This is a genomic window from Mesorhizobium sp. M1169, from assembly GCF_040318345.1.
Lineage (GTDB): Bacteria > Pseudomonadota > Alphaproteobacteria > Rhizobiales > Rhizobiaceae > Mesorhizobium.
The window spans coordinates 14,447-36,277 of the sequence record NZ_JAMYME010000054.1; the positions used below are offsets into that span (position 1 = coordinate 14,447).

Genomic DNA, 21,831 nt, shown 5'->3' on the forward strand with positions numbered 1-21,831 from the left:
GGTGCCGTCGATTGGCCAAAGGGCAACATGAATGTTGTAGCGAACGCCAAAATTCACATCACTCCGACGCAGCGCAGCGGGTGAACTTGCGGGTCGCCACGGTGGCCGACCTGGCGTCCAGAAGGGGCGGGACGTCTGATGCCCGCCCCTTCGCCCGATCAGGCCTCGGTCGTCTTCAGCGCGATGAACGTCATGTGCTTGACGCTCGACGCCGTGCGGTCCCAGTTTGCCGCGAGTGCCAGCTCGGCATCGGTGGCGAATTCGCCGGCCGAGGACGCGTCGAGAAAGCGGGTGCCCGGCACATGCGGCACGAAATGCCGGCGGCCGACCATTTCGGTGACACCACCGCCATGGCCCTGCCGCGGCTTGCGGTCGAACTCGAGCGGCCCGCCTTCGGTGTTGACCGGCAGCTCGTTCCACAGGATCGCCTTGTCCTTGAACATGAACGCCGTGTAGACGCCGCCGGCAACCGGAATGTCGTCGTCGACGACGGCCCTGAGCCCCATGTAATAGGGGATCAGCGGCCCGCCCTGCTCGGACGACGGCACATAGTCGATGAGGTCGGCGAGCTTCAGCGCCTTCATCTGTTTCGAATGCATCCAGATCGTCTTGAACTTGTCGGCGCGGTCGCCCATCAGATAGGCGGCCTCGATGATGTCGGTGTCGACGATGGAGGCGCCGGTGACGCGCACCAGGTCACTGCCGTCATTGGCGATGTTGTCGGCCAGCACGCCTTTCAGTATGCCCAGCAGCGTCAGCTTGTTGGCGCGCTGCCAGTAGTCGGTCTGGCGGCGCACGATAAGCTTCTGCGGATCGTCGCCGGCAAGGATCGAGGTCAGATCCGGGATGCCCCAGGCCTGCGCACGCACATTGCGGGCCGCGACTTCGCGGCGCGCGCCGATCTTCTTCATCTCGATCGAGTCGGCCGGGTCGTCGTTGACCGGCTCGGACGGATCGTTGCCGAGGTCCTTCCAGCCGGGCATGTCGACGGAACGTCCGCCCAGGCTGAGCTTCGAGGCGATCGACGGGTCGGAAAACAGGATCCCGGCCTGGTAAATCTCCAGCGACTGGACGTGCTCCTCGAACGAGTATTGCGCATAGACGGACGGAACGATCGCGTCCGCGATACGGGTATAGACGTCTGCCATTTTTGTCTTCCTTCAGGTTTGGGTTAAAGAGGATTGTTGGGCATCCACAGGTCGGGATTTTCGCCGGCCTCGCGTGCCAGCCGCCGGGCGCGGGCGGGGTCGCTTTTGACGAGCGCCGAGATGCCAGTCAGGTTGCGCTCGCCGGCGGCATTGCGCTTGAAGGGATTGCCTCCGCTCAAGGCAGCATTGCCGTCGATCGTGTCTTCGCGGAACATCGCCTCGCCGATGGCGTGGAACGCCTTGGCGATCTGCGGGTCGGTCAAGGCGCCGTCCGGCAGAAGGATACCCTTCGCCTTGTAGGCATTGACCAGTCCGAGCTTTTTCATCGCCCGGTTGGCGACCTCGAGCTTCTGGCGAAAGCCATCGCTGCCGGTCGGTCCCCAATCCCTGACGAGGTCGTCATGCGTCGTCTCGACCGAGCGGGCAAGGGCGATCTGCTGTGCCTTGGCCTGCTCGGCCATGTAGCCGACGAAGCGGTCGTGATAGGCCTGTGCGACCTTCGGGGTAGCACCTGCCTCGACCGCCCAGGCCTTGGACGCGTTGGCGAGCTCGTCCGAATAGGCGAAGTTTTCGGGGAGCCCGTCGGGGCGCCGGTACTCGACCTTGTCGGGCGAGGTCAGCGGACGCATCGCCTCGGGCAGCCGGGCATGGAACCTGTCCCAGTCTTCCCCAGGTGCGTCCGCGGCCGGAACGCGCAGGCTCTCGCCCTGCTGCCGCTCCAGCTCCGCATAGGAGGCGAAGACCCGATCGAGGCTTTCAGGCTTGGTCCAGCCCTTGGTTTCGGCGAGCTTGCGGTTGCCTTCGGAAAGACCGTCAAACCAGCTTGTGGCCGTGGGCGGGGCGGACCCGTTTTCGCCGTTGGCCGGTGGCCGTGCAAGGTTGCCCGCCGGTGGCGCCGCCACCACGGACCCGGCGTCTGCCAGATCTGTCATGAGAAGATTCCTTTTGTTACAGAATTAAGGGCCGGTGATGAGAGCAGTGGCGGCGAAGCTTGGTATCTCCCACCTCGAGGGGGAGATGGCCGGCAGGCCAGAGGGGGTAGCCGCGCGTGGAGCGCCGACCTCATCTGTCGCCGGGCGTCGCGCCCGTCGAACCGACCCCCTCTGTCGCCTTCGGCAACATCTCCCCCTCAAGGGGGGGAGATTAGCGCCTACGCATTATCGCCCCAGTTCTCCCAGAGCAGCGTGATGGTGCCCGACACCGCCATCGTGCCGTCGGCGTCGATATCGGTGCCGGTCGCAAACGCCAGGTTGAGATAGAGGTCGACCGGCGTCGCGGTGCCGTCGAGCGTCAAGGCTGCGGCAACATCGGCAATCGATGCGCTCGACGGCGCGGCACCCGCGCCATCCAGCGTACGGCCGGTCGCGCCCAGCACATTGACCATGGTGCCGGCAAGCACCGCGCTCGATGCTGCCGTCGAGCCGAGCGACCAGGTCAGCGCGGCATTGTCGTTGATGGTCGACGCGCGGGTAGTCAGCACCGCGAACTGCAGCCGGGCCGTACCGCCCCTGATGCGGATCTTGCCATCGATGAAATCGAACAGCTTCTGGCTGGCATAGGCCAGTGCATCGGTGACCGGCACCGGCATGGCATTGAAGGAGAAGACGGTGCGGTAGGCGCCGCCCTGTCCGGTCGTCCTGGCGGTGAGCCCCGCCCTGGGCGGGGCAAGGCCGGCTTCTCTGGCGGCGGCACGCGAAAGCGTCCGGGCAAGACCTCGGGTCATTTGATTTCTCCATTTTTGGGATTTTTCGGGGATTGAAAAAGGCAGCGATTGGACCGCCGCACGCAAACTGCGGCAAATCCTCATGGACATTTGGATCAGTTATGTGTATTTATACACAACATGAAGGGCGCCGATGTCATCCACAGGCTGTTGGCGGATGGCTGGTACGAAGTGGCTCGAAAAGGAAGTCACGCCCAGTTCAAGCACAAATCCAAGCCGGGCCGGGTGACAGTTCCGCATCCCAAGCGCGACATCCCGATCGGCACTCTCAAGAGTATTGAAAAACAATCCGGCGTGAAGCTGAGGTAGAGAAATGCGGAACTATATCGGATTGATCCACAAGCAAGCGGACAGCGACTTCGGCGTCTCCTTTCCCGATTTTCCGGGCCTGGTGACAGCCGGCGTCAACCTGGATGATGCCCGTGCCATGGCCGGGGAAGCACTGGCCTTTCATGTCGAGGGGCTGGTCGAGGATGGCGAGGCCATTCCCGAGCCGTCATCCCTGGAGGAAGTGATGTCGGACAAGGACAATCTGAGCGGTGTCGCCATCCTGGTTCCCTTGAAAGCTGAAGCTGCGAAGGTCGTGCGTGTCAACGTCACCATTCCGGAAGATGTCCTCGATCAGATTGACCGATATGCGGAGCGCCACGGCTACAGCCGATCCGGATTTCTGGCCGCTGCGGCGAAAAAGGTAATGCAGATCGAGGCAGCGTAGCGCTCTCGAAGGCGCGACTGGAGATGAAGCTCTTTGGGTCTTGTTCGGTTACTTTCTTTGCGGATCAGGCCGTCAGACAAAAACAACCATGTCTTATTTCGTGAGGCACGGTGCCTATGTTCCGCCGCAAATGCGACCGTACTTGGCAAAATCAGCCTGCGAATTAGTTCATAGACTTCAAGGGAGTATCAGACGATGACCATGTCCAGAGCCATTGCCGCCATGTTCGTAACCGCCGCGCTGGCAGGCTGCGCGCAGACCGAAGCACAGCAGAGAACCAGCACCGGTGCGCTGCTCGGCGCCGGCGCCGGCGCGCTTGCCGGCCAGGCGATCGGCGGCAACACCAAGAGCACGGTCATCGGTGCCGGAGCCGGCGCCCTGCTAGGCGCCGTTGTCGGCAATGCCACCACGCCGCAGCCGCCGCCCGGCGAACAGCTTTGCCGCTATCAGGACCGCACCAGCGGCCGCATCTACACCGCCCCCTGCGACGACCGCTACTACAACGGCGATTATTGAGCCGGCGCGGGCTGCAAATCACGACAAGGCCGGCGGGACAGCACCCCCCTCTGGCCTGCCGGCCATCTCCCCCTCAAGGGGGGAGATTGGGTATCTTGTCTGCTTCCGCCAATCACCAACGTTGCAGGATTGGCGGCTAGGGCGAAGCTGCTGATCTCCCCCCTGGAGGGGGAGATGGCCGGCAGGCCAGAGGGGGGCGCCTCGCGCCTTTCGGACCTTATCCTACCTCCCCTCCAGCTTCGCCGCCTTCTCCAGCGCAGCCAACTGCGCCTCGTCCAGCGTCAGGAACCCCATAATATGCTGCACCACTTCGGCGCGGGCATTGCTCAGCGCGCTGTGCAGCTCGAAGCCGTTCGGCGTCTTGGTCTTGGCCAGCCACTCGCCATAGGACGGGCGGCGGTAATAGCCGGTCGCAGCCGTCAGGTCGGCCAGCACCATCTCGCCGTCCTGGCCCGAGAATACCCTGAGATAGGCCTTGGCCAGGGCATCCCGCGCCTTGGCCGGGCCGCCGGCCAGGCTGGAATGGGCGAAGCGTTTTTGGCTCATACGCCCTGCCCGCCCGAAGCATCTTGCGCAGCCTGCGGCATCAGTCCGCCGAGCCCGTCGAGCAGGCCGCTGTCGCGCGCCTGCACTGCCGCCGGCACGGCATCCCTGGCGACCTTGCCCGCGGCAGCCATCGCCGCCATGCCGGCCTGTTCAGCTTGAGCCTTGGCGCGGGCATCGCGGATGCCCGCCACCTCGTTCTGGCGGCGAAAAATGCGCTGCGGGCTGCGGCCGGCGCCCTGAACGATCTTCAGCGCCTCGTCGCCGTCGATATTGTCCATCACGCCGGGGTCGAACTGCGCCATCTGCATGGCCGTGGTGACAACCTGGATGGTGTCGCGCGCCTCGGCCGAACGGCGCAGCACGTCGAGCGGGCCGGTGAAGGTCGGCCGCAACGCCTTGCCGGCAAGGCTCGCCGGCGGCAGGAAGCGGCTGTCTTCCTCGTAAAGTCCCTTGTCTTCCAGAATACCCAGCTCGCGGTCGAGATTAGAGGCAAAGCCGGCCTGAATGATCGAACCGGACGGCCCGAGCAGCGCGCCCTTCTCCTCTTGCCGAATCAAGGCTTCGGTCGCCGTCATCTGCGGGTTCTGCACCAGCGTCTGGAACAGGTTGACGAACATCATGTCGCGGATCTCCTCGGCCCGGCTGTCGGCATAATTGAAGGCATAGGTCGGGTTCTGGCCGGTGGCGATCGGCGCGATCAGCGGCCGGCCGGCATCGTCGATGAGGCCGGGATAGTTCTCGCCGGGATTGAGCACCGGCACATAGTCGAGCCTTGCCTTGGAGGCGGTCGCCGGATCGGTGATCTGCTGCAGCGCGCGCAGGCCGGAGCGCCGCACCGCGTTCTCCTCGCGCACCGTCGTCAGTGCTTCTATGGTCGGCGAGATGCCGTACGGATCGCCCTCGTAGCGGCGCCAGTTGAAGCACGACACCGGGAACGAGCGAAAACCGCTTTCCCTGACGATCGCCTCCTCGTCCTCGATGACGTGATAGGAAGCGAACGCCGTGTCGAGATACTGGTAGGAGCCGCTCAAGCTGTACATCTTGCGCTCGTCGCGCGGCTGGATGCACTGGATCAGGGAGATCTTGGTCTCGCATTTGGCGGGGTCGTCGACCAGAATCTTGATCCGCGCCGGCAGTCTGTCATAGCCGAGCAGTTGCGCCGCTTGTCTTGCCGTGCGCTCGTAGCGGCGGTGGAAAATGTCGACCTGGCCCCAGCGGTTGCGCGAGAGGTAGCCCTCGACCACCGGGATCGAGGCATAGCGGATCAGCGTGCCGCCAAAACCCTCCTCGGCATAAAGATAGGCCGGGCCGTAACGCACGACGTTGCGCAGGCAGGCCTGCGTTGCCGGCACGAAGTTCGAATTGGCGGAGTAGCGCAGCGAGAAAAGGAAATCGCGCAGCGCTTCCGCCCATTCCTTCTCCTCGTCGGTCTCCTCATCGTTGATGGCCGCGGTCGACAGACCGTGCCATTTCTCGGATTGTGGGATGATCAGGCTTTCCAGCCCCGCGGCCAGCCGGTTGGCGGCCGAGTTGATGGTATTGGCGTAGACGCGCGCACCGCGCCGCTCCTGCCGCTCAGCCTGCGAATCGACGCCGGCCTTTCGGCCGCCGCTCCACATGTCGGGCGCATCGGGATCGCAGAATTCGGACACCGCCTCCCAGACATGCTCATACTGGCTGCGCTCGCTCTCCAGTTCAGCCTGTCGCGACAGGATATCGCGAGCACGGGAATCGCTCATGGTCAGCCTCGCTTGATAAACTCAATGGGAAAGAGAAAGAAAATGGTGGGACGCCGAGGCTGCCGATCTCCCCACTTGAGGGGGAGACGTCCGGCAGGACAGAGGGGGTCGTCTCGCGTGGACCGGCGACCCCCTCTGTCGCCTTCGGCGACATCTCCCCCTCAAGGGGGGAGATCGGCAGCGCCTTATTCCGCCGGCGTCGTCTCCAGCGCCGCTTTGCGCCCAAAGCGCTGCACCACGAAACGGCCCATCTTCTGGCCGGGCACTTCGATCAGCGTGTAGGTTATCCAGGACAGCAGGCACACCACCGGCAAGACGACGACGGTGACGATCGCAAAGCGCAGCGGCGCCGACAATTCGTGGCCGAACTGGGTTATGACCAGAGCCGCCACCGGCTGGAGAACCAGCAGATGGATCAAATAGATGCTGAAGGAAAGCTCACCCATCAAATGAAAGAACCTGTTGGCGAGCGTCATGGCGATCTTTCTGGCCACGATGCCCGCCATTCCCGGCAGCATCCGGTAGAGAACCAGGGCAAAGAACCCCAGGACGAGCGCTTCGCGCATCAACAGCTTGCCCAGCCCATAGCCACCGCCGAAGGGCAGCGCCGCCAGCAGCATGGCCAGTGCCAGATGCACGAAGGGCCGCTTCTGCCTTTGATGGACGACGCCCGCCAGCAGCATCCCGCACAGGAAAATCTGCATCTTCAACGGCAGGAACGACGGCATCGGAAAATGCACCGACAACTGCCCCATCAAGAACACCATCGCGCTGCCGGTCCCCGCGGTCAGGATGGCCGCCCATAGCCAGTCAAGCCTGCGCACCAGCAGCATGATGGCCGGAAACAGTGCGTAGAACTGCATCTCCAGCCCGAGGCTCCAGTCGGGCAGCGGCGTGCGATAGGCGAAATTCGGCACCAGGCCGAACAGGAACAGCAGATGGGCGCCGATATTCTTCAGGCCGCTGTCGAGATAACGCTCGGGCGCCTGCGGCGACCTCAGCAGGAACTCGTCGATGACCATTCTCGACCCGTAGAGATAGGGGCCAAGCGCCAGGGCAACGAACAGCATGACGTAGAACAGCGGCGCTATCCTGAAATAGCGGCGGGTCCAGAATTTCAGCCAAGTTTCCGGCCTTTGCCAGGGCTCCTTGTCCTGGCGCAGCTGGTAGTGGAACACCATCAGGAAGCCGGACAGCATGATGAACAGATCGACGCCGAGGTCCGGTTCGCCGAGAATAGGAATCTGCCAGCCGGTCAACAACAAGCAGTGCCCGACGAGCACCCAGATCGCGGCGAGCGCCCGAAGCCCGTCCAGGCACTCGATGCGCGATGACCGGGCTTCTGTCATGCCGAACTCCTCGATTGCCATGTTGCAATGCAGCATGGCGGCTGAGGGAGGAATGTCAACCGTGCGGAAGGAACACGATTTGCGCTCGGCTGTTACGGAAAACGCGGAACACCGCAGGGCAATTGTAGAGGCATGCACTTGAACACCCGGGGCGCGAAGGATCGCGGCTTTTGTGATCCCGGCAGACAAGCTCCCGTCTATCTCTTCTTCACCAACCGCGCGTGCCGGCGCCAGTACCACCAGGCCAGCACCCGGTTGCGGAACACTCTTCTCATGGCGCCCATGTCACACCCCCAGCAGCACGCGGCGCTGCCCGCTGAGCTCACTGGGCGACAAATCGGTCTTCACCGTTCCTGCGGTGCCGTCATTGGCCGCAAGCTGGGCCCGCAAGGCGGCTTCGCGCGCCTGTACGTCCTTGTCGGCAATGGTCGGTGTCGGCGGCAACGGCTTCAGCGCCGGCGGCTTTTGAAAAAGGCACATAGTTTTCTCCAAAGTGAGAGGCTCTTGTCCAGTCGTAGAGCAGAAAATCCTCGCCGTTCCTGCCATAGCCCGGCAGGCGGCAGCGTTGCGTCGCGCCGAGCCGGCCTAGCCAGCGCAGCGCCAAATCATTGGCGGCCAAGGCGCGGGCCTCGACACGCCAGGCGCCGCGCGCGGCAACTTCAGGCCCGAGCACGGCATGAAAGAACTCCGTAATCCCAGGCACGCAGCGCCTCATGCGGCGCGTGCCCCAGCTCCAGGCGATCCATAAGCCGCCGCGCTGCTCGGCAGCGCCAAAGCCGGCCTCCGGATTGCCGTCGAGCTCGGCGACATAGGCAAACCCTTGCAGCGCCGTCAGCGCCAGCAGCGCAGGCGACCAGGCATCGAACTGGCAATCGATCTCGGCCCGGTCCTCGGGCCGGAGGTTGGCGGCGATGTAGGAGAGGTCGCGCAGGGTGGCGGGAATGATGCGGAGGGTCATGTTGGGTCACTTTCCGGCACGCTGCGAAGCGGAGAGCCCTAGAGAAACGAGGCGCCAAGCTAGATTGACTCTCTTTGCCGTCTGGATTTCCTTGGCCTGTGACTTGTGGATGTACCTATGGGAACAAGCGCATGACTTGTAGTAACTGCGCGCCGATCGAGGAGACCCGTACGATCTTTAGCACCGGTTGTCTCGCGGCGGCGATCACGATGGCCAAAGAGGCCATACGCGACGGTATTCTGCAGCAAGTACCGGGTGGTCCTATGTCGAGTGTCATCCCGCTTTCGGATCTCAACCCGGATGGACCATGGGACGATCTGCTTCGTTACCGCTTTCGCTGCACGACCTGCGCACAGGTTTTCTTGCTCTCCGCAGAGACCTATCATGGCAGCGGCGGCGAATGGGCTAAGGAGCCCGGCTAAGCTTTTCGGCGCTTCCTCACCGAAACGCCCCCAGCGGATCGGCCTGCCCGGCCTTCCGCCGCGCGGCCTTGAACATCGCCGGGTCGACCTGCGCCTCCCTCAGCATCATCACGCCGTAGCGGGTCGCGGCCATCAGATCGTGGCGCAGCTTCACCACTTGGCCGTCCCTGCGATGATAGAGACGGAACTCCTCGAACCAGGGCAAAAGCGTCGAAACCATCTTGAAGCGGCTTGATTGCATGCGGCCAAGCATCGGCCCGACCGCCACCGAACCGCCGGCGAACTGCGCGCGGGTGCCAAGCCTCTACTTGTAAGCCACTGCTGCGCTTGCAGGTCCCGCCAACGGAATAATCTCGCAGCGACTAAACCCTGCCTCTTTGCACCACTCGGTGAACTGGGCGCCGGTGAAGTCAAACGCCTCGCCAAATTCGATCAGCATGTTCAGCGACATCATGAGACCGAAGCCGTTTTGCCTGCGTTCGTCGTCGATGATGTTCTCGATGGCGACCAGCGCGCCACCGGTCGGCAATGCACGGTAGGCCTTGGCGATCAGCATTTTCTTGTTCTCGAGATTCCAGTCGTGAAGGATCATTCCCATCGTGATGATGTCCGCCTTGGGGAATTCGTCCGCGAAGAAGTCGATCGTCTCGGCGATGACCCGGCCGCCGAGATTGCGCTCCCTCAAGCGCCGTTCGGCGATCGGCTGCACATCGGCGAGATCGCACGTCCGGCATTGCATGTGCGGATGCCGCGCCGCGACGATGGCCGAAAGCTGCCCGGTTGCGCCGCCTATATCGGCCAGCGTCTTATAGTTGGAAAAGTCGAATTTCTCGGCAAACGCCGTGAAATTGCCCATGGAGATGCCGCTCATCGCGTCCATGAACTGCTCCAGGCGCGCCGGGTCCGCATAGAGCTCGCCGAACATCGACTTGCCTGTCTCCTTGATCTCGTTTTGAGGCTTTCCGGTTTGCAATGCCGGTGTGAGATCGCCCCAGAACCGATACAGTCGTGCGTTCGCCATCTCAAGGATTCCACCGATGTATTGGGGGCTCCGCTTAACCAGGAACAGCGCGGTCGATGGCGTATTGCCGTATTTGCCGGTTTCACCGGCGCCGTCCCTCTGCAGCAATCCGAGCGCGACGAGGGTGTCGAGAAAATCATACGTTGCGCGCGGATGCAGCCTCATCGCGCCTTGCAGTTCGAGGCCCGTTTTGGGGCCGTCCGCAAGCAGCGAGAAGAGTCCCAGTTCCACGGCGCTCAACAATGTCTTGGCTGGCCAGAACCCAAAGCCAATTTGCAGTATGTGGTCTGGAGAAATTCCGTTTTGCATCTGATCCTCCCCTATCGGCGAATGCCCCTGTGAGGCCACGCCGATGCGTCCCTTGAGCGGGATCATTCGATGCTACACCACGTCCACGGACATTCACTACAGTTTTCCAATCGGAGCCGGAGCGCATTGCCTCCCTCCCCGATTTTCCTCACCGAAACGCCCCCAGCGGATCGCTCTGCCCCGCCTTCCGCCGCGCGGCCTTGAACAGAGCCGGGTCGACCACCGCTTCCCTCAGCATCATCACGCCGTAGCGGGTCGCCGCCATCAAATCGTCGCGCAGCTTCACCACCTGGCCGTCCCGGCGGTGATAGAGCCGGAACTCCTCGAACCACGGCAAAAGCGTCGCAAACACCTTGAAGCGGCCTGAATGCATGCGGTCGAGCATCTCCATCAGCCCGGCTTCGACCGAGACCGAACCGTCGGCGAACTGCGCATGGCTGGCGAGCATGTTCAGCCCATGTGCGGAATATTGCTTCGCCAGTGCGGTGCCGGCGCCTTCCAGCGTCTCGCGGCGGCCGTCGCGCGGCCATGCCCAAGGCAGCCATTCGCCCCATGGTTTTAGCGTCAGCGCCTGCATGGCCGGAGTTTGCTGCGAAGCCCGGCAGGCCTTTGTGACATAGACGACATCGGCCTCCGTATCCCAGGCAAGTTCGACCGCGGCCGACGGATGGTCCCAGCCGAAATCGAGGGCGCCGAGCCGCGGCCAATAGCGCGGCAGCGGGAACGGTTCGCAGGCGATCAGCTCCTCGGCCACCGGAAAGATGCGGCCGGAGCCGAGCACCGGAATGCCCTTGGCCCGCGCCTCGCGCTCATGCGCCGGATAGGCGGCAATGATCTCGGCGCGCTGCTCCGGCGTATAATGCCCCGCATCGTCGATGGTCATGAAGGTGACGTGGCGGGTCATTGTGCGCCCTCGCGGCATTGAATCGTAGTGGCAGGCGCCGGACGGATGATGTTGTTTGACAAGGAACTTTCCGATGGCGGGACAGCGCCCCTCTCTGCCCTGCCGGACATCTCCCCCACGAGGGGGGAGATCGGATGCCACTCCAGCTTTCGCCAACCTCCAACGTCGACTGCAAAGCGCGGCCGGTGAAATTGCCAATCTCGCCCCTCGTGGGGGAGATGTCCGGCAGGACAGAGGGGGGCGCGAAGGAACGCAACGGATGAGAGGAGCGAATGCTTCTTTCCTGAACTTGCCTCACCCCCTCCCCATCCCTCCCACCTCCTCCGCCGACAAGAACAACAGCACCACATCGCTCATGCCGAGCAGCGGCGTGAAGGTGACGATGGTGATGCCGCCGGTGGCGTTGGTACGGGTCAGCCCTTCGGAATAGATGTCAAGCGGCGGCTCCTCGTCGAACCAGACGCCGTGCAGCGTCTCGCCCTGCCATTTCTCGCGACCCTTCTCGTAGCTCTTGAACGACAGCACCGATTCGTCGGGCTGGACATCGCCGCCGCCGCCCCAGCGCACCACGACGCTGTCGAGCGCGCCCGGCGCCCGTCCCGCCATCGTGCTGACGAGGGCGTCGGCCGGGATCATGCCGGTGCCCCAGGCCGCCTGCTGCTGCGGCGGGCCGATGAGGATGCGCTGCGGGTTGTCGCGCGTGCTTTCGCCGGTGACGCCGGCCGCCCACATCCGAACCGGACAATCGAAAACCTTGCCTTGCCACCAATCTGGATAGCGGCCGGTGAGGTGCATCGCCCATTCGGCGCCGCCGGCCCTGGTCTTGCCGAGCTGGTTGCCGGCCATGAACAGGCGCTCGCGATTGGTCGCGCCGGCGGCGTGGAACTCGGCCTGTCGGGGATAAGGCCGATAGGCGGCAAGCTGGTTAGTGCGGCGCCTGCGGTCCAGCTCCGCCAGCAGGCTGAGATATTCCGTCCTTGCCGCCCGGCTGTGCGAGGCCTTTTGCGAAGCCCGGCTTCTCGAGGAACGGCCTGAGGACGGCTTCGAGGCCGCGGATGCGGTGCCTGATTTCGTCATCGCTCAATGCATCCAGATTGTTGATGTTGACACTAATATCCTTGGGCAGCACCGACAGCACGAGCTTCAGGTACTGGTCGGGCTTTTCGGCGCGCACCTCGGCGATGACGCCGGCGCCATGGGCGCGAAAATCGGCGCGGATCGCTTCGAGAAAGCCGTCGGCCAGCGTCTTCTTCGGCCGCCTGGTTCGGCCGGGCTTGCCGGGTGCTTGATCGTGCGGCTGGGGATCGCCGGCGGAAGGAGCCTTGGCCATGCCCTACTCCGCCGTCCCGGCGGACATCGGCTTCTTGTTGCCTGGCCGCACGATGCGCTTGCGCGGCCTGGCCTTCTTGCCGGCGAGTGCCGACTTCGGCTTCCGCGGCTGGCTTGCGGGTTTCGCATCAGTCGTCGTGCCGGGCTTCATCGCACCGGCGTCAGGCAAGGCGTTCAGCCTTGCCCTGAGAATTGCCACCGCGTTGCCGTCGAGTGCTTCCGACGGGAAGCCGAAGCCGCCGACCGCATCGACGGTACCGCCGCGCACCATGCCGATCCGCACGCCGGCGGCCACCTGCTCGAAGCGGCCATGGCGTGCGTAGGGTGCGGCGCCGGCAAACTCGCCAATGGCGCTAACGACCTCGCGGCCGTCATCGTCGGTGATGATGGTGGCGTAACGGTTGGACATGGGGTGTTCTCTGAAATGGGCGCACGGGCGCGTTGGGAAATCAATGGACGATAGGTGGTTGCGGACCGGGATAGTCGGTCGCGTTCATTCGCGCCGACATACCTCGGCAGCACACGCAACATTCGGTCGAACAGGAGCCCGAAATGAAAAACCCGCCTCGACGGGCGGGTCGTTGGAGCCAATTGGCACCATACCCAAATTAGTAGCATAGCTGCCGGCACAAAGCAAGAACAAAATGTGGCGCGGTGGCAGAAAATGCGCTGCCGACCTCGCATCCCCGTCGGTGAACGGATGGAAAGAGGGGCGAAAAAGGCGGGGCATTGCGTGAGACTTGCGTTGATGGGATGGTGGTTGCGCTTGAGGGGAACGCGTCATGGGCAATGTCACCAGTCACTACGGCAGCGAGGGCAGCGACGGCATCGTCGATCGCATATTGGCCGCGATCCCGGACGCCGACCCGGCCGGCAAACTCGCTGCCGCGCAACTCTATCCGTTCGATCAGTTCCATGGCCGCGAACTGACCGCCACGCAGGAGCATGCGGCCCGTCTTGCTCCTTCGCCGACAGATCGAATCCTGGATATCGGCAGCGGCATTGGCGGGCCGGCAAGGTTTCTGGCCTCGGCCTATGGCTGCGAGGTCGACGGCATCGACCTGACACCAGCCTTTGTCGCCGCGTCGAGCCGACTGACCGCACTCAGCGGACTGGCAGACAAAGTTCGCTTCCATCAGGCCGACGCAACGAAACTGCCTTTTGGCGACAGCACCTTCGATGCGGCGATCTGCTTCTATGTGGGCATGAACATCGAGAACAAAGCCGCGGTCATCGACGAGGCCTGGCGCGTGCTGAAACCGCGAGGCAGGCTGATCTGGACCGAAGCCGTGCTCGCCGGCGGCGAGCCCTACTATCCCATGCCCTGGGCGGTTTCTGCGGCGACCAGCCACCTCGCCGATCGGGAAAAATTGAAAACCCTGTTTGTCGATGCCGGATTTCGCATCGACGAAATCGTCGACGAAACCGGCGAACATGTTGAGCTGGCGCTGAAGAGGGCCAATTCCGGCGTCGTGCCCTCGCCGGCGCAGCAGCAGGCAAATGAAGTCGTCGTGGGCGCGGAATTCCTGCAGCGCCGCCGCAACTATATCCGAAGCCTGAGTGACGGAAAGCTCGCCTCGCTCGCCGTGATCGTCTCCAAACCGGCCTGAAAACAAAAAACCCGCCTCGGGAGCCGGGTCGTTGGAGCCAATTAGCACCATACCCAAATTAGTAGCATAGCTGCCGGCACAAATGTGGCACGGCGGCAGAAAAATGCGAATTCCGTTCAGCGCCTCGCCTTGTCCGCCTCCCGATTGACCTTCCAAGAAGACCGCTAGGCTGCATTCCTTCGCGCCCCTCTCTGTCCTGCCGGACATCTCCCCCACTCGAAACCGCCAATCTCCCCACTTGAGGGGGAGATGGCCGGCAGGCCAGAGGGGGTACTGTCCCGGGCGCTGTCCCGCCGACTTAAAGCCGGCAACACAAGCAACGTTCGATCAAAAAGAAGCCTGAAAACAAAAACCCGCCTCTGTGGGCGGGTCGTTGGAGCCAATTAGCACCATACCCAAATTAGTAGCATAGCTGCCGGCACAAAGCAAGAACAAAATGTGGCGTTGCGACAAAAGAACCGAATTCTCTTCGGCGCCTCGCGTTGCCCGCCAGCCACTTTGTGGGCGCGAACGCAGCGTCGGCAATTGGCGCTTCCTCCATTTGCCGAGGCATCTCACCGGCCGACGAGCAGCCGCAGCCGCGGATCAGAACAGGCATTCGCGCGTTTGAACCCCAGCCAATGGGAGCAACAGCCATGAACGTCGCCAATCTGCAACTCGAAGGCCTGCTGATGGCCATCGCATCGATCAATCAGGTCCTGGTCCGCAAGGGCGTGGTCTCCGTCGAGGAGATAGACATCGCCTTGCGCAAGGCCGAAGCCAGCGAGACCAACGAGGAAAGGTCCGAAGGCATGTCGGCGTCGAGCCGCGACGCCGTCAACTTCCCGATCCGACTGCTGGAGTTGGCCAATCAATGCCAGCCGGAGACGGACATGCCGTCCTTTTCGAAACTGGCACGCATGGTCGGTCAGATCAAGGAACCTTACAACGACCAGATGTGACGCGGCGACCGAGGATGACCGCCGCAGCAACCTTTGGCATCACGCCCTGCCAAGCTTCAGCGCCAGGACGCGGCCCGGCCCGTGCACGGCGGCAAACAGCAGCCCGGCCAGGAAGGTGAAGTGATCGACGAAGAAGCCGAACTCCGCCTGGTTGCCGGCCCAGTGCGACGGCCCGTGGAAGGCAAAGCCGAGGAACAGCACATAGGCGCCGGCGACGAGTGCTGCCCATGAGAAGAAGGCGCCGGTCAGGAAGCATAGAACGAGGACGACCTCGAGCAGGGCTGCGCACCAGGCCAGGAACAGCGGGAATGGAAACCCGGCCGCCGCGATATAGCCGGCGGTGGCGCCGATATCGACGAATTTGAAGATCACGGCCATCAGGAAGACGGCGGCGAAGATCAGGCGGGCGATAAGGATTGCCGCGGTCTGCCACGGCGACTGAACGGATGATTGAGCGGTTTCCAAGGTCATGATGTCCTCCCAGAGTTGCGATGGTTGTGCCCCAAGGACGCACCACCAGCCGCAAGCCCGACATCATCCCCCGAAAAACCTGAGAGATACAAGCGGGCGACACCAAAGTGGCGCCTTCCCTTCTCCCCTTGTGGGAGAAGGTGTCGCCGAAGGCGACGGATGAGGGGTGCTCCAGCTTGGCGCCGGCGGCACTCCGTCCAACACCCCTCATCCGTCTCGGCGCTGCGCGCCGATCCACCTTCTCCCACAAGGGGAGAAGGAAGGTTGTACTACCCCACCTTGACCCCCGGCTTGCTGATCGGCTCCCGTACCGTTCCATACTGGCTGCCCCAGCGGTCGGTCATCGCCCAGCGTATGTCCCAGAGTTCCGGGAAGAAGCGGTGGCGGGCGCCGGCTTCCAGCAATTCGACCGGCCGGCCCTTCAGCGATTTCGCGCCGAGGCCGATCGTGCGGTGGATGAGATAGAGGTGGTTGGCACGGAATTTCTGGAACAGCTCGTCGAACTCGATCAGCGCTTCGGCAACGACATAGCTGTCGCCGTGATCGTAGCCGGTATCGTAGACATTCTCGACCGAAAGGCCGCGGTCGTCGAGGTACGACGCCTTGAAGGCCCGCCACAGATCGGGCGGCAGGCGCAGCAGTTGCTTGAAGCCCGGCGATTCCTGGCCGCTGCCATTGCCGAGCTGCAGCCGGATCTGCTGGTATTCCTTGGGCGACATGGTTTCGAGCAGGTCGAGCTGCGCCGTCATCAGCCGCATCAGCCGGTGCACGCGCCCCATCAGCGTGACGATGCGATGCGTGTCCTGCTTTTCCAGGAAATCAACGACATCGACCAGCGTATAGGCGATGAGCTTCATCCACAGCTCCTCGACCTGATGAACGATCTGGAACTGCAGCTCGTCGGCATTCACCATCTCGGCCAGCGGCTTCTGGCAGGCCAGCAGCCTGTCGCATTTGAGGTAGACGCCATAGTCGCGCATCTCAGGCGTTTCGATGCGGGCATAATAATCCTGCTTGTCCATGGCCATGCTCCTTGCCGCGGCCGTTGGGCCGCAGGCGCTTGTTGGATCCCGTTCCCGAGTCTAATCGCCTTCTTGCCGAACATTGTCCCTTTCTGTTATTCGATTCGTGCAAAATGAAGGACAAACACTGCATCTGAAGCGGATAGGAAGAACGAATGATGCTGGATGCGGTCGACCGGAAGATCGTCGCGGCGCTCGAACGCGAGGCCCGCATCTCCTTTGCCGCGCTCGCCGACGAGGTCGGCTTGAGCAAGACGCCGTGCTGGAAGCGGGTCAAGGCGCTTGAGGACGCCGGCGTCATCCGCGGCTACTCGACCCGGATCGACCCGGCCAAGCTCGGCTTCGGCATCGAAGCCTTCATCCAGGTGTCGATCGATTTCGAACTGTCGGACGCCTTCGAGGCGGCGGTCAAAAAGCATCCGCTGATCCGCCGCTGCCACGCCACGACTGGCGAGGCCGACTATCTCCTGCAGATAGTCACCGTCGACATGATGGCGCTCGACAGGATGCTGCGCGAGGAGCTCAGCCGGCTGCCCGGCGTGCGGCGCACGATCACCTCGATGGCGATGCGCGAGATCAAGGGCGGCATCTCGTTCGCCAATGCCGTCGGGCATACGCAGACCAAGCGATAGTCAGGCCCTGGTCATCAATTCGCGTCCCAGCCGCTTCGGTTGCTCGGCGCGCAGAACCACATTTGTCGTCACCGTGCCGTACCGGCCGATGCTGTCGACGATGCTTTCAAGATCGGGCGGTGACGGGACCACGACCTTGACCAGAAAACAATCCTCGCCGGTCACCCGCAGCACCTCGACCACCTCCGGCAATTGGGCGAACTTCTTCAGGCAGGCCTGGATATGCTCATGCGTGGTGCGCAGGCGGATGACCGCCATGGTGCCGAGCCCGAGCGCTGCCGAATTGATCACCGCCTTGTAACCGGTGATGACGCCGCGCTCCTCCAGCCGCTTCACCCGTTCCGAGGTGGCGGGCTGGGACAGTCCGACGCGGCGGCCAAGCTCGGAGATGCCGATGGTCGCAGATTGCGAAGGCTTGCGCACCGGCAAGGTCGATTTCGCCACGGAACCGCTGCCGCCGCATGAAAGTTATCTGCTCATTGCAACGGGAGCACAGGACATGGCCGACGACCCGAACCGCTACGAGACCGGAGCGAGGAAATATCCGGCAAAGACGAGCCCCGACGCGGCCGACGAATTTTCGCAGGATGCGGCCGGCAACAAGCCACCTCCCGGCGGCATGGGATTGACCAGGCCGGCTGACGATTTCGACGACAGGACCCTGCATTCGGAGGGCCAGAACCCGCCGCGCGCAGCGATCCGGCCAGACGGCAAGGCCACCGCCAAGAAGCCCGGCAAGGACACAAGACGATGAACGTCGCCAATCTCCAGCTCGAAGGATTGATGATGGCGATCGCGGCCGTCAACAACGCGCTGGTCCACAAGGGCCTGCTGTCGGTCGACGAGGTCGACATGGCGTTGCGCCGGGCCGAGGCGGCGATGACCAGCGAGGAGCGTCTCTATGAAGACATGTCGCCATCCAACCGCGACGCCGTCTGCTTTCCGCTCAGGCTGCTGCAGGCGGCCAACAATGCCCAGGGTGAAACCGGCGTACCGTCCTTTGCCGAACTGGCCAGGATGGTCGGCCGGACCAAGGAGCCCTATAACGACCAGATGTGATGGAGGACGCCATGGCCGACGACAAATCCAAGACCAAGCAGGATCGCAAACTGGTCTCAGGCGAAGAGCCTTACGAGGTCGCTGCCTTTGCCCGCAAATACGGCATACCGCAAAGCGAGGCCGCGACCATCATCAAGCGCTACGGCCCCTCGAGGAGGAAGCTCGACGCGCATATGGCGAGCCGCAACGCCTGATCCAATTCTAGCGGTGGCCGCCGTTCACGCCGGAAGCGTCCCTGCCCTGCCGCCTTGTCGAGAGTATCGGCACCGTCAGCCGTGACCTGTCGGGTTCGCCCCTGTGGGGATTCAACGCCTGGTTTTGACAGCCGCGGAATACTCTCGCGGCGCAACAACTCATTTACCTCGACGCTGTACCAGTCCGATGAGCAAAGCCGGGGGGTCGGATGCAGGAACAATTATTGCGCTACGAATGTGTCATGGAGCCGAACGGCCGATGGATGGTGTGGGACATCGTTCACGATCTGCCGGCGCAATTTTCGCAAATCGCGCTGATCGGCCTGAGCCGTCGTGAAGCGGTTTCGCTCTGCCGGCTGCTCAACGAGACGAGCCGTTCCGAGACGCGGCAGAGCCGGGCCTCCTGAGAAGCATGCTCTCAGGCCTGCCCAAGCGCGAGGGGATCTACATGCGATCGACAATATTCGGTCTGGTCCTGCTGCTGCCGGCCGCCGCCCTGGCAGAACCGATCGAGACGCAGAAGATCATCACGGCGGCGACCGGCGACTGGAACAGCGACGGCGCCGCCGATCTGGCGATGATCGTGGAGACCGAGCCCGGCCATCCCATGGACATGTATTTTTTCCTCAAGGATCGCGATGGCGATTTTCTAAAACCTGCCGGGGTCGTGCATGAACAGATTTACGGCGAATGGAAGGATTATGACCGGCCGGGCCCCGCCACATCCGACACCGAGCCCGAACTCACCGCGCTCCCCAACGGTTCGATCAAGCTCTATGTTCCGGCGATGGAGATCGGCAGCGAGCGGACCAATAAGACGCTGACGCTCGCCTGGCGCAACGGCACGTTCGTCGTCGCCGGTTTTGCCTACGATTATTGGGATTACATGGACGACAATGTTGCCGGCGACTGCGACTACAATGTGCTGACCGGCAAGGGCAAAAGCAGCAAGAAGCTGGCGGACGGCAGCACCAGGCAAGCGACCGTATCGGTCGAAGGCAAGGTCATCGCATTTGCGGAATGGACCCCGGGCACTGGCTTCAGCGCTTGCGGAGAGTGAGAGGTTTCGGTTGCCTCACTGCAGCGGCGGCTTCCACAGCAGGCTGTTGCGATCGGCGGACTTGACGCGCAGCCAGGTTTCGCGGCCATCGCGCAGCACCCGGAGCGGGATCTCGGCACCCGCCGGGCCGCTCTTCCAAAGCTTGCGATAAAAATCGGCAAGCCCATCGACCGCCGTGTCGCGGACATCCGAGATGACATCGCCTTGGCGAAGGCCCGCCTGGGCGGCTGGACCGCCCTCGGCGACGCTCATCACCACGACCTTGCCGTCGCTCTCGGCCGAGAAGGCGCCGAGCCACGGCCGCGGCGGCCTGGCGACCTGCCCGCGCGTCAGCAGATCGTCGAGGATGGGCGGCAGAAGATCGATCGGCACCACCATGTTGATGTCGGCGACCTCGCCGTTGCGGCTCATCTGCAGGCGTAGTGAACCGATGCCGAGCAGCCTGCCATCCGCGCCGATGAGGCCGGCGCCGCCCCATGAGGGGTGAGCCGGCGCCGTGAAGATCGCCTCGTCGAGCAGATATTCCCAATAGCCGGCGAATTCCTGCTTGGTGACGATCCGCGCCCGCACGGAGCGGCCGACGCCGTCGGCGAGCACGACGGGATCGCCGATCTTGGCCCTGGACGCATCGCCGAGCGCAATGGCGGGCAGCCCGAGCGGCGCCAGCGCCTGCACCAGGCCGAAGCCCGACTCCTGGTCGTAGGCGAGCGCATGGGCGGGAACCACGCGCCCGTCCTGGTCGGCCAGCCAGACCTCCTCGGCCTCAGTGATGAGATAGCCGATGGTGAGTACCAGCCCGTCGCCGCGGATGACCACGCCACTGCCCTCACGGCGGGTGCCAAGTGTATTTGCCGTGAAGGCGTCCTCTGGCACGGTGGCGCGGACGGCCACAATGGATCGCAAAAGGGGTTCGATATTCATGCTTTGGTTCCTGGCAATGTTCGCAGGCTGATATGGGCTATAGGTATGGCGCAGGTGACCGGGCGCAAGAGGTGGCGCCGGCTTTGGCGTGGACCGGCGCCGCGCCGTTCGCGCCGGGGTTTTGCAACAGCGCCGGCAGCCCTATCTGTACCTACGGCTATCCCAAGCTGCCCTATGCAAAGTTCCTCCGCCATTGCCCACGTTGATATCTGATATCCTCCCAACCCAACCCTTCCAAAGGCCTCCCAAATGAACGACTACGCAACGGACCAATACACGCCGCCAAAAGTCTGGACCTGGAACAAGGCAAATGGCGGCGCTTTCGCCAGCATCAACCGGCCGATCGCCGGCCCGACGCATGACAAGAAATTGCCGGTCGGCAAGCATCCGCTGCAGCTTTATTCGCTGGCGACACCGAACGGCGTCAAGGTGACGATCATGCTGGAGGAACTTCTGGCGCTCGGCCACAGCGGCGCCGAATACGACGCCTGGCTTATCAGGATCAACGACGGCGCCCAGTTCGGCAGCGGCTTCGTCGAGGTCAACCCCAACTCGAAGATCCCGGCCATGATGGATCGCAGTGGGAAAAAGCCGGTCCGCATCTTCGAATCCGGCTCGATCCTGCTCTACCTTGCCGAAAAATTCGGCGAATTCCTGCCGACGGAGCAGCCGGCTCGCGCCGAGACCCTGTCATGGCTGTTCTGGCAGATGGGCTCGGCGCCCTATCTCGGTGGCGGCTTCGGCCATTTCTACGCCTATGCGCCGACGAAGATCGAATATGCCATCGACCGCTTCGCCATGGAAACCAAGCGGCAGATGGACGTGCTCGACCGACGCCTCGCCGAAAGCGAGTATTTAGGCGGCAGCGACTATACGATTGCCGACATTGCGGTGTGGCCCTGGTATGGCGGGCTGGCCAAGGGCCGTATGTATGACGATTCCGGCGAGTTCCTGCAGGTGGAGCAGTACAAGAACGTGCAGCGCTGGGCCGACGCCATCGACGCGCGGCCGGCGGTCAAGCGCGGCCGCATGGTCAACCGCACCTTCGGCGAGCCTTCGATGCAGCTGCACGAGCGCCATGACGCCAGCGATTTCGAGACCAAGACGCAAGACAAGCTCGCGGCGGCCAAAAGCTAAGCGGACGACTGAAACTGCTGATCTCCCCCCACAATGGGCAGGGCTATTGCAGATGGAAAGCCGAGGCTTTCGCTCTACGACGTACCCCCACCCCTAACCCCTCCC

The 21,831-nt window shown here is 63.3% G+C and carries 27 protein-coding genes and 2 pseudogenes; 12 read left to right on the forward strand and 17 right to left on the reverse strand.

Features of this window, described 5'->3' with window-relative positions; translation table 11 throughout:
• Positions 1-158: 158 nt before the first annotated feature.
• From NKH41_RS30765 to NKH41_RS30775, 3 genes are all read right to left on the reverse strand, one after another.
• Positions 159-1,148 carry a Coat protein gene (locus NKH41_RS30765; RefSeq protein ID WP_352770671.1) on the reverse strand — a complete coding sequence of 330 codons (990 nt, stop codon included), beginning with the start codon at positions 1,146-1,148 and terminating at the stop codon, positions 159-161.
• Positions 1,149-1,171: 23 nt separating this feature from the next.
• Positions 1,172-2,080, reverse strand: a complete 909-nt coding sequence (locus tag NKH41_RS30770) for a hypothetical protein (RefSeq protein WP_352780654.1) — start codon at positions 2,078-2,080, stop codon at positions 1,172-1,174.
• Between the two features lie 218 nt (positions 2,081-2,298).
• The gene (locus tag NKH41_RS30775; protein ID WP_352770668.1) at positions 2,299-2,871 is read right to left on the reverse strand and encodes a hypothetical protein; all 573 of its coding nucleotides are present in this window, start codon (positions 2,869-2,871) and stop codon (positions 2,299-2,301) included.
• A gap of 120 nt (positions 2,872-2,991) precedes the next feature.
• On the opposite strand from NKH41_RS30775, the gene NKH41_RS30780 reads away from it, so the two are divergent.
• The 3 genes from NKH41_RS30780 to NKH41_RS30790 all read left to right on the forward strand — a co-directional run bounded on the left by NKH41_RS30780 (position 2,992) and on the right by NKH41_RS30790 (position 4,102).
• A complete protein-coding gene (locus tag NKH41_RS30780; protein ID WP_352638347.1) occupies positions 2,992-3,180 on the forward strand; it encodes a type II toxin-antitoxin system HicA family toxin in 189 nt (62 codons plus the stop codon).
• 4 nt (positions 3,181-3,184) lie between these two features.
• Positions 3,185-3,586, forward strand: a complete 402-nt coding sequence (locus NKH41_RS30785) for a type II toxin-antitoxin system HicB family antitoxin (protein WP_352541138.1) — start codon at positions 3,185-3,187, stop codon at positions 3,584-3,586.
• A 195-nt stretch (positions 3,587-3,781) separates the two neighbouring features.
• Positions 3,782-4,102 carry a YMGG-like glycine zipper-containing protein gene (locus NKH41_RS30790; RefSeq protein WP_352458164.1) on the forward strand — a complete coding sequence of 107 codons (321 nt, stop codon included), beginning with the start codon at positions 3,782-3,784 and terminating at the stop codon, positions 4,100-4,102.
• A 222-nt stretch (positions 4,103-4,324) separates the two neighbouring features.
• Here the strand turns inward: NKH41_RS30790 and NKH41_RS30795 are convergent, their stop codons facing one another.
• From NKH41_RS30795 to NKH41_RS30840, 10 genes and pseudogenes are all read right to left on the reverse strand, one after another.
• Positions 4,325-4,648, reverse strand: a complete 324-nt coding sequence (locus NKH41_RS30795; protein ID WP_352770667.1) for a Bbp19 family protein — start codon at positions 4,646-4,648, stop codon at positions 4,325-4,327.
• On the reverse strand, positions 4,645-6,387 hold the full coding sequence (locus tag NKH41_RS30800; protein WP_352935418.1) for a portal protein: 1,743 nt from the start codon (positions 6,385-6,387) through the stop codon (positions 4,645-4,647). Before NKH41_RS30800 ends, NKH41_RS30795 begins: the two co-directional genes overlap by 4 nt.
• Positions 6,388-6,572: 185 nt before the next feature.
• On the reverse strand, positions 6,573-7,736 hold the full coding sequence (locus NKH41_RS30805; RefSeq protein WP_352770662.1) for an acyltransferase family protein: 1,164 nt from the start codon (positions 7,734-7,736) through the stop codon (positions 6,573-6,575).
• Between the two features lie 364 nt (positions 7,737-8,100).
• Entirely contained in the window at positions 8,101-8,694 is a 594-nt protein-coding gene (locus tag NKH41_RS30810) for a hypothetical protein (protein WP_352770660.1), read from the reverse strand.
• A gap of 438 nt (positions 8,695-9,132) precedes the next feature.
• The gene (locus NKH41_RS30815) at positions 9,133-9,384 is read right to left on the reverse strand and encodes a hypothetical protein (protein ID WP_352770657.1); all 252 of its coding nucleotides are present in this window, start codon (positions 9,382-9,384) and stop codon (positions 9,133-9,135) included.
• 36 nt (positions 9,385-9,420) lie between these two features.
• Positions 9,421-10,512, reverse strand: coding sequence for a methyltransferase (locus tag NKH41_RS30820; protein WP_352770655.1), 1,092 nt, complete (start codon positions 10,510-10,512; stop codon positions 9,421-9,423).
• Positions 10,513-10,594: 82 nt separating this feature from the next.
• A pseudogene (locus NKH41_RS30825) lies at positions 10,595-11,344 on the reverse strand (phage terminase large subunit family protein); the annotation flags it as partial.
• Between the two features lie 336 nt (positions 11,345-11,680).
• Positions 11,681-12,310 (reverse strand): annotated as a pseudogene (locus NKH41_RS30830) (terminase large subunit domain-containing protein); the annotation flags it as partial.
• On the reverse strand, positions 12,276-12,680 hold the full coding sequence (locus NKH41_RS30835) for a hypothetical protein (RefSeq protein WP_352770649.1): 405 nt from the start codon (positions 12,678-12,680) through the stop codon (positions 12,276-12,278). The gene NKH41_RS30835 and the pseudogene NKH41_RS30830, both read right to left, overlap by 35 nt.
• Before the next feature lie 3 nt (positions 12,681-12,683).
• The gene (locus tag NKH41_RS30840) at positions 12,684-13,088 is read right to left on the reverse strand and encodes a hypothetical protein (RefSeq protein ID WP_352770646.1); all 405 of its coding nucleotides are present in this window, start codon (positions 13,086-13,088) and stop codon (positions 12,684-12,686) included.
• A 373-nt stretch (positions 13,089-13,461) separates the two neighbouring features.
• On the opposite strand from NKH41_RS30840, the gene NKH41_RS30845 reads away from it, so the two are divergent.
• Both NKH41_RS30845 and NKH41_RS30850 read left to right on the forward strand, forming a co-directional pair.
• Entirely contained in the window at positions 13,462-14,289 is an 828-nt protein-coding gene (locus NKH41_RS30845) for a class I SAM-dependent methyltransferase (RefSeq protein WP_352770643.1), read from the forward strand.
• Between the two features lie 635 nt (positions 14,290-14,924).
• The gene (locus NKH41_RS30850) at positions 14,925-15,230 is read left to right on the forward strand and encodes a hypothetical protein (protein WP_352472199.1); all 306 of its coding nucleotides are present in this window, start codon (positions 14,925-14,927) and stop codon (positions 15,228-15,230) included.
• Between the two features lie 39 nt (positions 15,231-15,269).
• Here the strand turns inward: NKH41_RS30850 and NKH41_RS30855 are convergent, their stop codons facing one another.
• Both NKH41_RS30855 and NKH41_RS30860 read right to left on the reverse strand, forming a co-directional pair.
• A complete protein-coding gene (locus NKH41_RS30855; protein WP_352770640.1) occupies positions 15,270-15,701 on the reverse strand; it encodes a DoxX family protein in 432 nt (143 codons plus the stop codon).
• Between the two features lie 269 nt (positions 15,702-15,970).
• Entirely contained in the window at positions 15,971-16,723 is a 753-nt protein-coding gene (locus tag NKH41_RS30860; protein ID WP_352770637.1) for a tryptophan 2,3-dioxygenase family protein, read from the reverse strand.
• 155 nt (positions 16,724-16,878) lie between these two features.
• Between NKH41_RS30860 and NKH41_RS30865 the strand changes: the two genes are divergently transcribed.
• Complete coding sequence (locus NKH41_RS30865; RefSeq protein WP_245274655.1) at positions 16,879-17,355, forward strand: Lrp/AsnC family transcriptional regulator; 477 nt, start codon at positions 16,879-16,881, stop codon at positions 17,353-17,355.
• Here NKH41_RS30865 and NKH41_RS30870 read toward each other — a convergent pair whose 3' ends face one another.
• Positions 17,356-17,799: an Lrp/AsnC family transcriptional regulator gene (locus NKH41_RS30870; protein ID WP_352935425.1), complete on the reverse strand. Its 444-nt coding sequence runs from the start codon at positions 17,797-17,799 to the stop codon at positions 17,356-17,358.
• A gap of 55 nt (positions 17,800-17,854) precedes the next feature.
• On the opposite strand from NKH41_RS30870, the gene NKH41_RS30875 reads away from it, so the two are divergent.
• The 5 genes from NKH41_RS30875 (at position 17,855) to NKH41_RS30895 (ending at position 19,668) form a co-directional block, all read left to right on the forward strand.
• Entirely contained in the window at positions 17,855-18,109 is a 255-nt protein-coding gene (locus NKH41_RS30875; RefSeq protein ID WP_352935428.1) for a hypothetical protein, read from the forward strand.
• Positions 18,106-18,414: a hypothetical protein gene (locus NKH41_RS30880; protein ID WP_352472092.1), complete on the forward strand. Its 309-nt coding sequence runs from the start codon at positions 18,106-18,108 to the stop codon at positions 18,412-18,414. The genes NKH41_RS30875 and NKH41_RS30880 overlap by 4 nt, the downstream gene beginning before the upstream one ends.
• An 11-nt stretch (positions 18,415-18,425) precedes the next feature.
• Entirely contained in the window at positions 18,426-18,608 is a 183-nt protein-coding gene (locus tag NKH41_RS30885; protein WP_023675702.1) for a DUF3606 domain-containing protein, read from the forward strand.
• A gap of 209 nt (positions 18,609-18,817) precedes the next feature.
• Positions 18,818-19,015, forward strand: a complete 198-nt coding sequence (locus tag NKH41_RS30890; protein WP_352472094.1) for a hypothetical protein — start codon at positions 18,818-18,820, stop codon at positions 19,013-19,015.
• 41 nt (positions 19,016-19,056) lie between these two features.
• Positions 19,057-19,668: a hypothetical protein gene (locus NKH41_RS30895; RefSeq protein WP_352780813.1), complete on the forward strand. Its 612-nt coding sequence runs from the start codon at positions 19,057-19,059 to the stop codon at positions 19,666-19,668.
• A gap of 15 nt (positions 19,669-19,683) precedes the next feature.
• On the opposite strand, the gene NKH41_RS30900 is transcribed toward NKH41_RS30895, so the two are convergent.
• On the reverse strand, positions 19,684-20,589 hold the full coding sequence (locus NKH41_RS30900; RefSeq protein WP_023675699.1) for a S1C family serine protease: 906 nt from the start codon (positions 20,587-20,589) through the stop codon (positions 19,684-19,686).
• Between the two features lie 249 nt (positions 20,590-20,838).
• Between NKH41_RS30900 and yghU the strand changes: the two genes are divergently transcribed.
• Positions 20,839-21,726 carry a glutathione-dependent disulfide-bond oxidoreductase gene (gene yghU / locus NKH41_RS30905; RefSeq protein WP_352770623.1) on the forward strand — a complete coding sequence of 296 codons (888 nt, stop codon included), beginning with the start codon at positions 20,839-20,841 and terminating at the stop codon, positions 21,724-21,726.
• The last annotated feature ends 105 nt before the right edge of the window (positions 21,727-21,831 follow it).

Bases quoted from the DNA above. Each gene is read 5' to 3' on its own strand.
- NKH41_RS30780 (WP_352638347.1), top strand. From the start codon at position 2,992: ATGAAGGGCGCCGATGTCATCCACAGGCTGTTGGCGGATGGCTGGTAC.
- NKH41_RS30865 (WP_245274655.1), top strand. From the start codon at position 16,879: ATGATGCTGGATGCGGTCGACCGGAAGATCGTCGCGGCGCTCGAACGC.
- NKH41_RS30875 (WP_352935428.1), top strand. From the start codon at position 17,855: ATGGCCGACGACCCGAACCGCTACGAGACCGGAGCGAGGAAATATCCG.
- NKH41_RS30820 (WP_352770655.1), bottom strand. From the start codon at position 10,512: ATGATCCCGCTCAAGGGACGCATCGGCGTGGCCTCACAGGGGCATTCG.
- NKH41_RS30835 (WP_352770649.1), bottom strand. From the start codon at position 12,680: ATGGCCAAGGCTCCTTCCGCCGGCGATCCCCAGCCGCACGATCAAGCA.
- NKH41_RS30890 (WP_352472094.1), top strand. From the start codon at position 18,818: ATGCAGGAACAATTATTGCGCTACGAATGTGTCATGGAGCCGAACGGC.
- NKH41_RS30785 (WP_352541138.1), top strand. From the start codon at position 3,185: ATGCGGAACTATATCGGATTGATCCACAAGCAAGCGGACAGCGACTTC.
- NKH41_RS30855 (WP_352770640.1), bottom strand. From the start codon at position 15,701: ATGACCTTGGAAACCGCTCAATCATCCGTTCAGTCGCCGTGGCAGACC.
- NKH41_RS30850 (WP_352472199.1), top strand. From the start codon at position 14,925: ATGAACGTCGCCAATCTGCAACTCGAAGGCCTGCTGATGGCCATCGCA.
- NKH41_RS30845 (WP_352770643.1), top strand. From the start codon at position 13,462: ATGGGCAATGTCACCAGTCACTACGGCAGCGAGGGCAGCGACGGCATC.
- NKH41_RS30795 (WP_352770667.1), bottom strand. From the start codon at position 4,648: ATGAGCCAAAAACGCTTCGCCCATTCCAGCCTGGCCGGCGGCCCGGCC.
- NKH41_RS30900 (WP_023675699.1), bottom strand. From the start codon at position 20,589: ATGAATATCGAACCCCTTTTGCGATCCATTGTGGCCGTCCGCGCCACC.
- yghU (WP_352770623.1), top strand. From the start codon at position 20,839: ATGAACGACTACGCAACGGACCAATACACGCCGCCAAAAGTCTGGACC.
- NKH41_RS30810 (WP_352770660.1), bottom strand. From the start codon at position 8,694: ATGACCCTCCGCATCATTCCCGCCACCCTGCGCGACCTCTCCTACATC.
- NKH41_RS30840 (WP_352770646.1), bottom strand. From the start codon at position 13,088: ATGTCCAACCGTTACGCCACCATCATCACCGACGATGACGGCCGCGAG.
- NKH41_RS30790 (WP_352458164.1), top strand. From the start codon at position 3,782: ATGACCATGTCCAGAGCCATTGCCGCCATGTTCGTAACCGCCGCGCTG.
- NKH41_RS30885 (WP_023675702.1), top strand. From the start codon at position 18,426: ATGGCCGACGACAAATCCAAGACCAAGCAGGATCGCAAACTGGTCTCA.
- NKH41_RS30765 (WP_352770671.1), bottom strand. From the start codon at position 1,148: ATGGCAGACGTCTATACCCGTATCGCGGACGCGATCGTTCCGTCCGTC.
- NKH41_RS30805 (WP_352770662.1), bottom strand. From the start codon at position 7,736: ATGACAGAAGCCCGGTCATCGCGCATCGAGTGCCTGGACGGGCTTCGG.
- NKH41_RS30880 (WP_352472092.1), top strand. From the start codon at position 18,106: ATGAACGTCGCCAATCTCCAGCTCGAAGGATTGATGATGGCGATCGCG.
- NKH41_RS30800 (WP_352935418.1), bottom strand. From the start codon at position 6,387: ATGAGCGATTCCCGTGCTCGCGATATCCTGTCGCGACAGGCTGAACTG.
- NKH41_RS30895 (WP_352780813.1), top strand. From the start codon at position 19,057: ATGCGATCGACAATATTCGGTCTGGTCCTGCTGCTGCCGGCCGCCGCC.
- NKH41_RS30860 (WP_352770637.1), bottom strand. From the start codon at position 16,723: ATGGACAAGCAGGATTATTATGCCCGCATCGAAACGCCTGAGATGCGC.
- NKH41_RS30775 (WP_352770668.1), bottom strand. From the start codon at position 2,871: ATGACCCGAGGTCTTGCCCGGACGCTTTCGCGTGCCGCCGCCAGAGAA.
- NKH41_RS30770 (WP_352780654.1), bottom strand. From the start codon at position 2,080: ATGACAGATCTGGCAGACGCCGGGTCCGTGGTGGCGGCGCCACCGGCG.